The following is a 15,975-nucleotide window of genomic DNA, read 5'->3' on the forward strand; positions in this document are numbered from 1 at the left end:
GGTCCATGGGTGTGGCTGAGGCAAGAAACCTTGGTATTAAAAAAGCAAAAGGTGAATACATTGCATTTTTAGATGCAGATGACTGGTGGAAGGAAGGCAAGTTAAAAAAGCAAATTGCTTTTATGAAAGAAAATAATTTATCTTTTACAGCCACCGGAAGAGAATTAATGAATGCTGATGGCAGTACAACAGGAAAGGTAATTCCTATCCCTGAAAAAATAACATATAAAATGATGCTTAGGACAAATTATATACCGTGTTCGTCAGTTGTAATGAAAAAGGAACTGGCAGAGGAATTTTATATGTGTCACGATGAACTCCATGAAGATTACATTATGTGGATGGAGATTTTAAGGAAATATAATCGTGTATATGGAATAGATGTTCCGTTTTTGTGTAGCAGATTAAGTGAAAATGGAAAGTCCCGAAACAAATTTAAGTCAGCAAAGATGCAGATAGGATGTTACAGATATTTAGGATACGGATTAATAAAGACCGCATTCTATTTTTGTGCGTATACCTACAATGGGTTTAAAAAGTATGGGAAATAATTAAAGGGAAGGATTAAGTAAATGATAAAAATTTCTGTAATAATTCCAATATACAATATGGAAGAATATCTTCCCCAGTGTTTAGACAGTATAGTGTCTCAAACTTTAAGGGAAATAGAAATATTGTGTATTGATGACGGCTCTACAGATGGCTCAGAGGAAGTTTTAAAGCTATATTGTAACAGAGATTCCAGAATCAGAGTTATAAAACAGAATAATCAGGGGGTTTCTTGTGCCAGAAATCTGGGAATAGAAGAAGCATCCGGAAAATATGTTATTTTCATGGATCCTGATGACTGGTATCCTGATAAGGAAATATTGGAAACGCTTTATGTGGGAGCTGAGAAAAATAATGTCAGCATTGCAGGTGGAAGTTTTATGGACTATCACGATGGAATTTATAATGAAAAATTCCCTGACAGATATTTTGGCTATCATTTTGAAAAAGACGGTGTTATTGAATATACTGATTATCAGTTTGATTTCGGATATCAGAGATTTATATTTGAAAAAAGTCTTTTGACGGAAAATCATATTAGCTTTAAAAAATATGTGAGATATCAGGACCCGCCGTTTTTTGTGGAGGCAATGATAGCGGCAAGGCGTTTTTACGGAGTAGATAAGCCGGCATATTGTTACAGATATGGTCATACTGAAATAAAATGGAACAGACAAAAGGTTTGTGATTTATTAAAGGGAATAAGTGATAATCTTCAGATATCATCGAAATATGGATTGAAAAAGCTTCATAACCTGACAATACGAAGATTAAATGATGAGTACAGACAGTTGTTAGGAGACAGTATTTTCTTTGAGGAATATGCCTGTGATGTTTTTGAAGAGATGCTTAAAACCATGAATTATATAGATGTTAATATGTTAGATGAAAATAATAAGGACATATATAAGGTATATAATCCTATTATTATGCAAATAAAAGAAGACATAAAAAATCATGTTAACTGGATTGATAATTTAAAAGGTGAAATTGAAGACCTGAAAAATCAGATAAAAGACAGGGATGAACAATTAAGGGTAAAGGAAGAAGAAAAGAGAGAGCTTGAAGGCAGAGTGCAGGAAGTGTATGATTCTTTTTCTTATAAAGCGGGACATGCCATAACGGTTTTGCCAAGATTACTTGCAAGAATTGTGAAGGGAAGATAAAATGTCAAAGATATTGTCAGTAACAATTCCAACATACAATGTGGAAAAATATTTAAAACAGTGTCTGGATTCTTTTATAATACCGGAAATAATAGATGATATGGAGATTTTAATAGTAAACGATGGTTCTACAGATTCATCTCCTATCATTGCTAAGGAATATACAGAGAAATATCCGGATACTTTTAAATTAATAAATAAGGAAAATGGTGGCCACGGTTCAACCATAAATACAGGAATAGCAAATGCCACGGGAAAATATTTTAAAGTGGTAGACAGTGATGACTGGGTGGACACAAAATCTATGATTAACCTTATAGCAACACTTAAAAAAGATGATTGCGATTTGGTTTACTCCAATTATTACTGGGTAGACAATGACACAGGAAAGAAGACAGTGGAATTCCAAAAGCCTTTTGATGGTGTGGTTTACAACAGGGAATATAATTTTGAAAAGCTGCCCCATGAAATTTTCCTCAAAATGCACGGATATACTGTTAAGACGGATATTCTCAGACAAATAAGGAAAATCGATGAAAACTGCTTTTATGTTGATATGGAATTTGTTGTTTATCCAATACCATATATAAACACGGTAAAGTTTATTCCGGATTTTGTATATCAGTACAGAATAGGGTTGCCAAACCAAAGCATGAATGTGGAAAAAATGAAACGCAATTCCACTAATTTTGACAGGGTGCTTAAGGCACTACTTAAGTTCTACGATGAAAATGTAGAACTAAACATTGCAGATTCAAAGAAAAAATACATTGAAAATGTAATTGCAAGATTAGTGGCCAGCAGAATGAAAATATATTTAAGTTTTCCATTTTCAAAAAAGGTTTCTAAGGATATGAAAGTTATTGATGAAAAAATAAAGAGCAATTATCCTGCAATCTATCAGTCAAATATTAATTCGGCTGTAAGGATACTTAGAAAAACAGGATACAAGGCATATCCGCTGGCAAGATTTTGTTATTATATTAAACAAAAAAGTTAGTAAAGGTTAATAACATAACCTATAAAAATATAGAAAGTGAATAAGAGAGAAGAAAAGATGAGAATACAGAAATTAATTTTACAGGACATTGCATATAAAGAAATTATATGCGCAGATGAAGAGTTAATGAAAAACAAGGAAAGCTATGATTTAGAGACTGCATCGATTTACTGCAGAATGGAAAATGCTGAGTTTTTCGGAAACGAAGAAAGCGGCATAAAAATCCATAAAGGAGGAAAGGTTTCCCTTGATACTTACTCAAACAGTTTTTCTGTTGGAAAATGGGCAAAGTACACAGTAATTGATACTATTTCATTATTACTTGACATGGAAGGAAGTGCCACTGTTAAATTAATGCATGCACAAAAAGAAGGTAATGACATTAAAGTTAATGAAATTAAGTCCTTTGATGTAAACAATGAAACAAGACAGAAATCAGTATTTGATTTTGGTAAACTGGCTGATGAAGGAATTTATTATGCTGAAATCGAAGCAAAGGATAGTGAAGTTACAATATATGGCGGTTCATATGACACAGTAGACATGGAGCCTACACAGACAGTAAAGCTTGCAATAGATATATGTACATTTAAGCGTGAAAAGTACGTTAAGAGAAATATGGGAATTATTTTCCATGATATTTTGGAAAATGAGGATTCACCTTTATACAGAAATCTGTGGATTCACATTTCAGATAATGCATCATCCCTTGACGGAATTGTAGATTCAAATGAATTTATAACAGTAAGCAAGAACGCAAACCTTGGTGGAGTTGGTGGTTTCACAAGAGGTATTATTGAAACAAAGAAACGCCAGAAGGAAATGGGATTTACCCATGTACTTTTAATGGATGATGATGCAACTATCAGTTCAGCTGCAATAGAATTAAATTATATTTTATTATCATATTTAAAGCCTGAATACTTCGGACATACAATCGGAGGAAAACTTTTGGTTCTTAATGTTCCATATCTTCAGTTTGAAGCAGGAGCACAGTGGAATAAAGGTAAAATAAAGGCATTAAAGAATGATTTGGATATTAGACAATTAGATATGGTGCTTGAATCAGAAATTGAAGACAAGCCTATTGAATATACAGGATGGTGGTACTGCTGTATACCACTTTCAGAAATTGATGATAACAATCTTCCGTTACCAATATTTATTCACAGAGATGATATTGAGTATGGTTTAAGAGTAGGACGTGGCAGATTTATTCTTATTAACGGAATTTGTATCTGGCATGAAGCTTTTGCAGGGAAAATGCCTGGAATGCTAGATTATTATGACATTAGAAATGAGGCTATTATTAATGCAATTCAGTGCCCTGATTACACAAAGGAAGATTTTAAGAAAGCGGTTAAGCGTGCAATATGGGTTAATATTTCAAGATACCGTTACAAGTATATTGAATATAACTACAGGGCGGCAGAGGATTTCTGTAAGGGAATTGACTGGTTGCTAGAAACAGACAGTGAGAAGCTTCACAAGGAACTTATAGGAATGAACTATAAGGCTAAAAAGATTGAAGATTATATCGGATATAAGGGACTTACAGAGGAAGAATTAGTAAGTGGCGAGCAGGGAGATTACAAGCTTCCGTTTATTTCAAGATTGCTCCACAAAATAACCCTTAACGGATATTTCTTCCCGGTTAAAAAGGATAAGGTTACCGTTAACGCACCTTATGGAAGCGTTTATAAATTATTCAGAATTGGGGAATATATTGTTACAGACAATTACCAGAACGCAATTTATATAGCAAGGGACAGAAAAGAATTCTTCCGTGGCAGAAAAGTAATGAAGCAGGCAATGAAGCTTATAGACGAAAAGTATGATGAAGCGGCAAAGAGTTATAGGGAAAGATACAAGGAACTTGTAAGCGAAGACTTCTGGAAAAAATATCTTGGAATAGATTAACAGGTGGTTTCATGACGGAAAGTGAACAGAAAGTATTTGATATACTGGGAACACAAAAATTTGATATTGGAATAATGGGCATGTGGTATGGCGCTAACTACGGTAGCGTCATGACCTATTATGCCCTTAATACTGTTTTGTCAAGACTTGGTTATTCAGTTTTAATGTTGGATAAACAGGCAGTGGAAACAAAGGGCTTTGAATTTGAATTAGATGATACATCTCATGCAAGAGTTTTTGCAAAGACACATTATAAGAATTTTGCTCCATCCCTTCCTGTAGAGGACATGAAAGTGCTAAACAATTACTGTGACACTTTTATGTTAGGATGCGACCAGGTGTGGAATTTCACCATTGCAAAAAGCTATGGACTCAATTACTATCTTGATTTTGCAAATTCTGACAAAAAAAGAATTGCCTACGCATCATCTTTTGGACACGAAGTTTCCTTTACGCCTTTAGAAAAGGTGGCAGGAGTTACCAGAGAACTTCAGAAGTTTGATGCCATATCTGTCAGGGAAGAAAGCGGTGTAAGGGTTTTAAAGGATGAGTTTGGAATAAAAGGAACCCAGGTGTTAGACCCTGTTTTTTTATTAGATGAAAATGACTACAATGAGCTAGTAAAGGAAAGCAATCTTGACATACAGGAAGATTACATGCTGGCTTATATTTTAAATCCTACAGATGAAATCAGGGAAAGTCTTTTAAAAATTTCAGAAAAGAAAAATCTGAAGCTTATTAATATATTAGATGGAAATCCAAACAAATTTGAAAGATTTAAGAAGGCTTTAAATCTTCCAAATACTGTTTCGGACATAACTACCCAGGACTGGCTTTATTACATTAAAAATGCTAAATGCGTAGTTACTGATTCCTGTCATGGGGCAAGCTTTGCGGCAATATTTGGAACACCTTTTGTGATTATAAACAATGAAAACCGTGGTGCCGCAAGATTTAATTCACTTTCTGAAATGTTAGACATAAAAGAGAGATATTTTACCAGCCCCGGTGAAATTACAAAGAGATATGACTTGTTAGAAACATACGATAGAAACAAACACAATAAGATTATTTCCATGGAAAAACAGCGTTCGATGACATGGCTTAAAGAGGCACTTCAAAAGCCGAAGGATACAGATAAAACAGTTAAAAAGGTGCTTAAAAAAGAATGCTGCGGATGTGGAGCATGCTATGGGGTATGCCCTGTAGATGCCATAACAATGGAATTTGATGATGAGGGAGCAATTTATCCTAAAATAGACTTTAACAAGTGTATTCAGTGTGGCAAGTGTTCAAGAACCTGTCCGGGATTACATCCTTATTCGGATAATTTCAAAGAGCCTAAATGCTTTGCGGGATTTGGAAATGACGAAATAAGAAAGAAAAGTTCTTCAGGTGGCATTTTTACCATCATTGCAGAACAAATTATAGATGAGGGAGGAGTAGTTTGCGGAGCAGCTTTTGATGATGATTTCAATATTTCCCATATTGTAGTTGACACAAAAGAAGGTCTGGAAAAACTACGAAGCTCTAAATATATACAAAGTATTACAAAAGACACTTTTAAGGAAGTTAAGAAAGCCTTAGATGAAGGAAGAAGTGCATTGTACGCAGGATGCGGATGCCAGATAGCCGGATTTAAAAGATTTCTTGGAAAAAAATACGACAAACTTATAACTATTGACCTTTTATGCCACGGTGGGCCTACACCGGGAAGCTTTAAGAAATATATGGATGATATTCATAAAGATAAAAAGGTCAAATACGTAGGATTTAGAGATAAAGACATTTACAAGTGGGAAATTAATTCCACAGGAATGACAGTTAAGTATGAAGATGGAAGTGAATACAGAAAAATAAAGGCGGAAGATAAGTTTTACCGTGCTTTTACAAGAGCCTTTACTGTGAGACCTCATTGTCAGACCTGTAATTATGCAACCCTTCCAAGGCAGGGAGATATTACTCTTGGAGATTTCTGGGGAGTTTTTAAATATAACCCGGATTTTAATGATGACAAGGGAACCTCTCTTATAATTGCCAATAATGATAAGGGAATGGAAGTGCTATCAGGAATAAAATCAAAGCTTAAGTTATTTGAGACGGTTCCTCTTGATTTTGTTTTAAGAAGAGGACAGCCTCTTGATAAACCTTTTCATGCGGAGCCTTTAAGGGACAGATTTATGTCCATGGCAAAGTATGCCTCATTTACTAAATGCTTAGAATGCTGTGAACAGGATACTTTTGACTATGCTTACTTTGCGTTAAAACCACAAAATATGGATGATGCATACAGGGCATTGGAAGAATATAAATTAATAAGCATGGGAAATTTCTCAGTGCTGTTAGTATGGGACAGACGAAATGAGGAAATAAGTCCTCTTAAGTACCAGGTATATGAATTTGTAAGGGAACATTTTCCGGCTTATGTGGAAATAAAAAATGATGACGAGGCACTGGGTGTTCAGGGAAGATGCAAAAACTTCGTGTTTACTAATGAAGAATATGTAACATGGGGTAAGGCTAATGTGGCAAAGGGTGCAAAGAAGATTAATGTTAGAAAGCTTTTGCCTGATAACATAAAAATCCCTGAATCTGATGGTGAACAAAAAAAGCAGATTATTAATAAATTAAAGAAAAAACTAAGCTATGAAGGTAAGTGGAGCTTATACAGAATTGAGGCAGGAGTTAAGTGGCGTCTGAAGGTAGTTTTAAGAAAGATAAAAAAGTAATTAATTTAAAGTAATTTGTGATAAAGAATGGAGCGCAGAATGAAGAAAAAGTATGATGTGGGAATACTTGGAGTATGGTTTGGATGCAATTATGGAAGCATCGCGACTTATTATTCATTATATTATGCAATTAAAAATATGGGAAAGTCAGTTTTAATGATTCACAGACCATATTTAGATCATTTTGAAGAGGCGTCAATGGAAGACAGACATTCATTAAGATTTGCCAGGGCACATTACGATATAAGTCCTGCTTATCATGTGGATGAAATAGGAAAGTTGAATGATGTATGTGATGCCTTTGTTTTAGGAGCTGATCAGTTGTGGAAATACAATGTTACTAAAATATTCGGACACAGCTATTTTCTGGATTTTGTAAATCGTAAGAATAAAAAAATATCCTATGCCACATCCTTTGGTACTGACAGATTTAAGGCTCCAAAGGAATATATGTGGAAAGCGGTAAAATGCTTAAGAAGAATGAATTATGTTTCCGTAAGGGAAAAGGTCAACGTAAATATGTGCGAAAAACTTTTGGGAATCCGTGCAGAACACGTTTTAGACCCGGTGCTTTTATGTGAAAGCAACTGCTTAGGAGACATAGCTAATGAATCAGACAGAAAAGTAAAGTCAAACTACATTGCAGCTTATATACTTGATCCTACCCCTGAAAAGAGGGAAGCATTATTAAGGCTTGCAAAAAAATATAACAAAGATTTGGTAGTTATGTTGGACGGATGGCCACATTTGTTCGAAACTAATAGGGAAAAAATGGATTTAGACCAATATGTAGTATCTGATGTGGAAGTAGATGACTGGTTATTCTATTTTAAACATAGTGATATGGTTGTTACTGATTCTTTCCATGGAACTTGTATTTCAATTTTATTTGAAAAGCCTTTTTATGCTATTTCAAATCCGGGAAGAGGAGCAGACCGCTTTATTTCTTTAATGGAAGAATTTGATTTAATGGACAGATTTGTGTGGGACCCTAATGAATTGGGAACTTTTGACAACGAAATGGAATTAGATTACACTAAGGTTAATGAAATATTAAACAATGAAAGAAAGAAATCAATGGCATGGCTTGAAAACGCTTTAAATTCCAAGAAAAAGCATCATTCAGTGGTAATAAGAAGCCAGCTGTTATTCCCGTTTAGAGTCAGAAAGTCAATAAAGTTATATGAAGAAGGAGACAGAAATTAAAATGAAGGCAAAAAAATATGATTTGCTGTGGGTATTTTTAATTGCACTTATTCCGCGTCTTATTTGTATTGCACTTTTTAGTTCTCCAATGAGAACACCTATGGACGAGTTAGGAACATTGTCAACAGGTGCATATTTTGGTGGAAAAGACTGGACAGCATTAACTACATTTGCAAAATATTATTACGGTGGCGGTTTTACAATACTATTTGCACCACTGTTTTATTTGACAAATAACGTAACAGTAATTTATGGAACAATCCTTAGCGTGTGTGCAATTTTACAAAGTATCAGCGCACCAATAAGCTACTATATTATGAAGAAATACCTTAAGGTTGATAAAAGAGCTTATTTATTTATAGGCTCCATTGCATGTTCATTTATGGTAGTAACAAGAGCAATGGAAGTGTTTAATGAACATATAGTTATTGGCTGTGTATGGATTATAACTTTGTTTGCCTGCAAGCTAATTGAATATGGTAACAATAAAAAGAAAAAAATCATATACACGGTTGGCATTATGTTTTTAATTACATATTTGCTTACAACCCATGCCAGAACAAAGGTTATTCTTATTGCTTTCTGTATTGTTGTTGTATGTTATCTTATATTCTACAGAAAGTGGCTTGTAGAACCAATATCAGGAATAATTTCCCTTGGAGTGTTTTATTTTGCGGCAGGTAAGTTTAATACCATGGTTAAAAAAACTATCTGGAATTGGCAGGAAGGAAAGTTTTTGAGAAATACAAAGGCAAAAATGGATATAACACCACAGAAGTTGGCAAATCCAAAAACGTGGAATGCAGTAGGTTCTACAGTTTTCGGGCAGATTAATACTGTATTGGTATTTTCAGGAGGCATTTTTGCCCTTATACTTATAATGCTTATTTTCAGATATAAGGATACAATAGCACAGCTTATAGTTACAAAAAAAGCATTGGCAGTGAAGGATGAAGAAGGAAACTTTAATGCAGAACCATTTTGTCTTGTAATTTCAGCATTATTTATTATGTGTATTGGAGCTGTAATGTTTGCCCAGTGTTTTACATGGTTAAAGCGTGTGGTACCGGCACTGGATGGTGGAAATCCTTACGGATTTAAGGCTCTTACTTATGTACGATATGTGGGACCGTTTTTAGGACCGGTATTTATGACAGGCATTGCTATGATATATGAGAAAAGAGAAAGTATTAGAAAATATCTTGTGGGATTTGCAATACTTCTTTTGTCATTCCAGACAGTATGGGTATGCTTTATTTTACCTAAAATGGGAAGATCAAGAGTGGCTTCAGAAGTGTACAATGCATTTAGCGGTTATGACATAGGCGGCAAAGTGCCTATGAGAACCAGATATTACTTAATGGCGACAGTTATTACTGTCGTATTGCTGGTAATATTTTTAATTAGCTATTACAAGAAAAAAATTATGATTCCACTAGTTATTCTTACGCTGTTATTTGGTTACGAATATATTTATGGTGCAACAGTTTGGGATAATAATTACTGTACTAATGTTAAAAAAGTTAGCGATGCAGGAACAGGTGTGGTCAGAACGCTAGAGGAGAAAGGTTACGATGTACCAAAAGATATTTATGTAGTGGATTACTATGAAAGAAGTGGAGTACAGAGAAACACTTACGCATATCAACTGATTTTAAACGAATACACCATATATGCAAAACAGCCGGAGAATTTAACAAAGGATAATATAGTATTTTCAACAATAAGTAATTATCAGGAATTGTTAGACGCAGGATACAAAAAGGCACAGCTTGATAATAATGAATATGTTTATGTAAAGGGCAATTCATATATTAAAATGTTTGAGTCAGTATCAGTGAAATTTGGAGAATAAGAGGGAAAAAGATGCCTGGAATTAAGGATGTGGCACGAAGAGCGGGAGTAGGAGTTGCTACCGTATCGAGAGTTATTAACAACAGTGGTTATGTTTCTGAGGAAACAAAAGATAAAATTGAAAAAGCAATGAAGGAGCTGGATTATATGCCAAATGAATTGGCAAGAAATTTGTTTAGAAACAAAAGTGGTATAATTGCAGTTTTGGTGCCTGCTTTGGAACATCCTTTTTTTTCGGAGTTTGTGAATCAGGTAGAAAGTGCATTGCATGAAAAGGGATATAAAACTATGGTGTGCAGCACAGCTAAGAATAGCGAATATGAAACAGAGTATTTGCAGATGCTTAAGAAATGTGTTGTAGATGGTATTATAACCGGTGTTCATTCATTAAATGTGGATGAATATCTTATAAACGATATGCCTATTGTTGCATTAGATCGATATATTGACGACAGGATTCCCATAGTGTCAGTGGATCACAGACATGGTGGAATTATGGCAGCAAGGGAGTTTATAAGATGTGGATGCAAAAAGGTAGTTCAACTCCAGGGAGCTAAGAAAGTTCAGTCTCCGGCATTGGAGAGACATGAATACTTTCAGCGGGAATTAAAGAAAGCAGGAATTCAAGTGTACACTTATGAAATGGAGTGGAACAAATTTGATACGGAATATTTCGCTCAGGTAGTAAAAGAAGTATACGATATGTATCCGGATGCAGATGGAATGTTTGGAACGGACCTTGTTGCCATGCTGTTTGAGAAGTATGCGTTAAGCAAAGGCAGAAAAATTCCTGAAGATTTAAAAATTATTGCATATGACGGAACATATGTAACAGATATGGCACATCCTTCCCTTACGAAGATTAAGCAGCCTATTGAAAGACTGGCGAAAGAGGCAACAAGAATAATTACAAGAGCCATAGATGGAAATGCTGCTACGGAAAAAAATATATACTTAGAAACTGTACTTATAAGAGGAGACAGTACCAGAGTATAATTTACAAATTAATATATAAATAACAGGTAAAAAAATAAACTCTATGTTGGCGATTAATAAAATCGCCGGTATAAAGTTTATTTTTTTTATTTTTTGATATATTTTAATGTTAAAAAAATAACAATGAAAACGTTTGAACAATGAAAAATATATACTTAATAACCAATTAAAAGAGAGAATATATAGCAATATGCACAAAGGTTAAAAATGATATTGACAAAACATAAGTAAAAATATATAATAAAGCTATCAAATGGAACCCGTTCCACATACAAAAATCACAAAAACAAATAACACACTGTAAAAATGTGGAAAAGGGTCAAGAAAAGGGTTCCGCAAATTAATAAATGCTAAAGGAGGAAAGAAAATGAAGAAAATTATAGCATTAGTAATGGCAGTAACCATGGTAGCAGCAATGATGGTTGGCTGTGGAAGTTCATCTAAGTCAGATGACAGCGCTAAAGGAAACGGAGAGGTAACAATTAAGTTTGGAATACATGTTGCTGATCCAAAAACACAGGAGACAGTTACATACAAAATTGTTCAGGAATTTAACAAAAAGTATTCAGGAAAGTACAAAGTTGAATTTGAAGCAGCAGACACGGAAGCACATTTAAAGAATCTGAAGCTTGAAGCTTCAAGTGGAAAATTACCTGAAATATTCTGGTTGGATGCATCACAGACCTCTGAATATAATGAGGGTGGGTATTTACTTGATTTATCAGACTTTTTAAAAGAATACACTAGTACAGATTCAGCTCTTGATGCAAGTGTTAAGGAAGCATTTAAGGATGGAATCCAGTACGGACTTCCATATCAGTGTAATGTTGAAGGCTTCTTCTACAATAAAGAAGTTGCAAAAAAGTTAGGAGTTGAAATTAAGAACGGAACAACTTTTGACGAATTACTTGATATTGTAAAGAAATGTAATGACAAAGGAATTACAGCAATTGCTCAGGGAAATAAAAACAGCTCATATGCAATCTGGGGTTATCTTGCAATGTTAGACCGTTACGGATACTCAGATTACATTAATGATATTCTTGATGGCAAGAAGAAATTTAACAATGACGATTTACTTAAATGTTTTGAAAAGTTACAGAGTCTTGCAAAGGCAGGAGCATTTGCAAAGAACATGGCAACCCAGGAATACTTTGATGCAAAGAATACATTTGAGTCAGGCAAGGCACTTTTATTCAATTCAGGTGCATGGGATAGTGCAGAGTTAGATGAAAAGATGGGCGACAAAGTTGGCTTCTGGTGGGGACCTACATTCTCAGACAGCAGCTACGAACAAAAGGCAGCTATGAAAGTACCATCAAATCCTATTTGTGTAAGCTCAAAGGTAGCAGATGATAGTGGAAAGAAAGAAGCGGTTTATAAGTTCCTTGAATATTACTATGGCGAAGAAGCAGCAAAGATGTCATATGAAGGCTCTGTATTCCCTGCAACAAACTATACAGGAATTGAAGTGGCAGATGCACAGCATACATTAAATGAGGTAGTGAAATCAATCAATGAAGGATGGGCAAGCCCTGCAAAACAGCCGGATTTGATGCTTTCATCATCTGTTCAGAGTCAGTTATATGATTCAATTTTTGGTGTAATTACAGGTAACTATGAACCAAAGGATGCCCTTGCAAAAATTGATGAGAAAATGAACTATTAAAATTCTTTAATATTATTATAATTAGATTCTCCTCTTCCCCACATTTCACAACGGAATGTGGGCGAGGAAGGAGAATGTTGGGAGAAAGGAGGCAAAGACGTGTCTTGGTTGAGTAAAAAGAGATATTTAATAGGACTGCTGTTGCCTACATTAATAATTTATACAGTGTATATTATTGCACCGATAATAATGGCTATAGGATATAGTTTCACAAAATATTCCGGAATAGGAAAAGCAACGTTTAACGGGCTAACAAATTATAAAAGACTTTTGCAGGATGATACATTATGGATTTCATTTAAAAATACAATGATTATATTTGGTGTGGCATTTGTGCTGTTGCTGGTGGGAGCATTTTTTGTGGCATTGCTTTTAAATAATCACTTAAAGTTTGTTGACACATCTAAGGCATTGATATTTTCTCCGGCAATTATAGCACCTATTATAGTTGGTATTATATGGGTTTATATATTAGATCCTCATGTTGGTTTAATAAATGGTATTTTAGATGCCATTGGATTACCGGGACTTAAACAGACATGGATTGGGGGAAATAAACTCACCCCTTATTGTATCGGATTTATATATTTCTGGCAGCAGCTGGGATATCTTACCACAATATATATAACAGGACTTAGAATGATTCCAGGCGATGTAATAGAAGCAGTTAAGATTGACGGTGCTTCTTCATGGCAGCAGCTTAGATATGTAACAATACCTATGATGAAATCTACCATATCAACAGTTGCCGTATTACTTATAACAGGAATATTTAAAATATTTGAAATTGTACAGCAGACTACAGGCGGTGGTCCGAACCATATGTCAGAAACATTAGTTACATACAGCTATTCAACAACTTTTGGAAATGGTGAATATGGATATGGAATGTCTCTGGCAACAATAACATTTATTATTTCTCTTATAATAATGTTTGTATTCCAGTTTTTAATGAGAGAAAGAGACAAGGAGGCATAAAGATATGATTAATAAAAAGAAAAAAATCGCAATGTACATTGTTATGGCATTAATCACACTTATAATTGTGTTTCCTTTTATATGGATGGTTTTGCTATCCTTTAAAACTAACTCAGATATTATGTCAAATCCCCTGGCATTACCAAAGAGTTTTAACTTAGAAAATTTCAAGCATGCCCTGGAGGTGCTTGATTACCCAAGATTGTATGGTAACACATTCTTTGTATGTATCATATCAATCGTAGTAGAATTAGTAATTACCTTTTTAAGTGCATTTGTTTTAGCAAGAATGCAGATGAATGAGAAAATCAGAAAGGCAGTTTACAGTTATCTGATTTTAGGATTGGCAATATCTCCATTTATATTGCTTTTCCCGGTATATAAAATAAATGTATTTTTTGGATTAAGCGGAAAGGTAGGATTGGTTCTTCCATACATAGCTACATCAATATCCTTTAATACCTTACTTTTAGTTGGTTATTTAAAATCCCTTCCAAGTGAAATTGATGAGGCAGCAGTAATGGACGGATGTAATTTGAGGCAGTTAATTATTAAAGTAATTTTACCAATGACAAAGCCGGTAATAGCCACTGTTGTAATATTTAATGTTCTTTATATCTGGAATGAGTATCCGTTTGCATCGGTTATCTTAAGAGATGCATCAGATTATACGTTATCCATGGGAGCATCATTCTTTAAAGGTACATACACAGTAGATTACGGCGGAATTATAGCTTCAAGTATTATGATAATCGTACCTGAATTAATATTCTATGGATTATTCCAGAAGAACATCGTAGAAGGTATGACGGCAGGCGCAGTAAAAGGTTAAAGAGAGGAGAAAAAAATGAGCAGAGTATCAGGATTATTTAAAGATTTAACATCAGTAAAGAAGGCAAGAAACGGAAGACTTGCAAGTTGGGATCAGAGAGGAAAAAATCAGGATTATTGGGAAATACCTGCAGGTGAATCAATTACATTAGGGGAAGTAGAAGGTCCCGGATGCATTACACATATATGGATGACATCTTCATGTAGAAGAGTAAAGGCACCTAGTATACTTGATCCGGTTTTAAATGCATCAGCAGCACCGGTAATGGAAATTGCACCACCTCTTGGCGTAATATGGGATGATTATGATCCATATTACTATAGAAAAGTATTAATTAAAATGACATGGGATGATCAGGAAAATCCAAGTGTATATGTACCTTTTGGAGACTTCTTCTGTATAGGAAACTGCTATCCTGGCAATTTCTCATCATTACCTTTTAATGTATCATTAAAACCGGAAGAGGCAGGAAGATATGGAGCACCTTGCTCAGTATCATGTTACTTCCCAATGCCATTTAACAAAAAGGCAAAAATTGAAATTATAAACGAAAATGAATTACCGTTTATTCTTTATTTTAATATTGATTATGAAATGTATAAGGAACCTCTTGATGAGGAAACAGCTTACTTCCATGCATGCTGGCATAGAGAGAACCCTTGCAAAGGCTGGGGACCTGAGTTACAGGTAAACTCACCGGAAGTAAACAATGTTACAAATTATAAAGGTGAAAACAACTACGTTTTGTTAGATGTAAAAGGAAAAGGACATTATGTAGGATGCAACCTTACGGTAAAACACTTCCAGGGAAGCTGGTGGGGTGAAGGAAATGATATGTTCTTTATAGATGGAGAAGAATACCCTAGCCTTAACGGAACCGGAACGGAAGATTACTTTAACCATGCATGGGGAATGCAGAGAAATGCATATCCGTTCTTTGGAACAATAGTTCATGAAGGAGATACTGACGGATTCCAGGTATCTTACAGATTCCATATTACTGACCCTGTAAGATTTGAAAATAGTCTTAAAGTTACTATTGAGCATGGACATGCAAACCATCTTTCAGATGACTG

12 protein-coding genes are annotated in these 15,975 nt (G+C 34.6%); all 12 read left to right on the top strand.

Annotation, left to right across the window (positions count from 1 at the left end; all coding sequences use genetic code 11):
* Window positions 1-551 (top strand): glycosyltransferase (locus Q5O30_RS10290; RefSeq protein ID WP_302674695.1); only part of this gene is annotated, 551 nt, incomplete at its 5' end.
* 21 nt (window positions 552-572) lie between these two features.
* On the top strand, window positions 573-1,715 hold the full coding sequence (locus Q5O30_RS10295; RefSeq protein ID WP_021953662.1) for a glycosyltransferase: 1,143 nt from the start codon (window positions 573-575) through the stop codon (window positions 1,713-1,715).
* 1 nt (window position 1,716) lies between these two features.
* Window positions 1,717-2,715 (top strand): glycosyltransferase, encoded by a 999-nt coding sequence (locus Q5O30_RS10300; protein ID WP_021953663.1) that lies wholly within the window; start codon window positions 1,717-1,719, stop codon window positions 2,713-2,715.
* Window positions 2,716-2,772: 57 nt separating this feature from the next.
* The gene (locus tag Q5O30_RS10305) at window positions 2,773-4,635 is read left to right on the top strand and encodes a hypothetical protein (RefSeq protein ID WP_021953664.1); all 1,863 of its coding nucleotides are present in this window, start codon (window positions 2,773-2,775) and stop codon (window positions 4,633-4,635) included.
* A gap of 11 nt (window positions 4,636-4,646) precedes the next feature.
* A complete protein-coding gene (locus Q5O30_RS10310; protein WP_021953665.1) occupies window positions 4,647-7,364 on the top strand; it encodes a polysaccharide pyruvyl transferase family protein in 2,718 nt (905 codons plus the stop codon).
* Window positions 7,365-7,403: 39 nt separating this feature from the next.
* Window positions 7,404-8,570 (top strand): polysaccharide pyruvyl transferase family protein, encoded by a 1,167-nt coding sequence (locus tag Q5O30_RS10315; protein ID WP_021953666.1) that lies wholly within the window; start codon window positions 7,404-7,406, stop codon window positions 8,568-8,570.
* 1 nt (window position 8,571) lies between these two features.
* A complete protein-coding gene (locus Q5O30_RS10320; RefSeq protein WP_021953667.1) occupies window positions 8,572-10,425 on the top strand; it encodes a hypothetical protein in 1,854 nt (617 codons plus the stop codon).
* A gap of 11 nt (window positions 10,426-10,436) precedes the next feature.
* Complete coding sequence (locus tag Q5O30_RS10325) at window positions 10,437-11,420, top strand: LacI family DNA-binding transcriptional regulator (RefSeq protein WP_021953668.1); 984 nt, start codon at window positions 10,437-10,439, stop codon at window positions 11,418-11,420.
* A gap of 367 nt (window positions 11,421-11,787) precedes the next feature.
* On the top strand, window positions 11,788-13,089 hold the full coding sequence (locus Q5O30_RS10330; protein ID WP_021953669.1) for an ABC transporter substrate-binding protein: 1,302 nt from the start codon (window positions 11,788-11,790) through the stop codon (window positions 13,087-13,089).
* Window positions 13,090-13,188: 99 nt separating this feature from the next.
* Entirely contained in the window at window positions 13,189-14,067 is an 879-nt protein-coding gene (locus tag Q5O30_RS10335; protein WP_021953670.1) for a carbohydrate ABC transporter permease, read from the top strand.
* A gap of 4 nt (window positions 14,068-14,071) precedes the next feature.
* Window positions 14,072-14,899, top strand: a complete 828-nt coding sequence (locus Q5O30_RS10340; protein ID WP_021953671.1) for a carbohydrate ABC transporter permease — start codon at window positions 14,072-14,074, stop codon at window positions 14,897-14,899.
* A 15-nt stretch (window positions 14,900-14,914) separates the two neighbouring features.
* Window positions 14,915-15,975 (top strand): glycoside hydrolase family 172 protein (locus Q5O30_RS10345; RefSeq protein WP_302674696.1); only part of this gene is annotated, 1,061 nt, incomplete at its 3' end.

This window comes from Eubacterium sp. CAG:161 (genome assembly GCF_000432355.1).
Classification (GTDB): Bacteria; Bacillota; Clostridia; order Lachnospirales; family Lachnospiraceae; genus Eubacterium_G; species Eubacterium_G segne.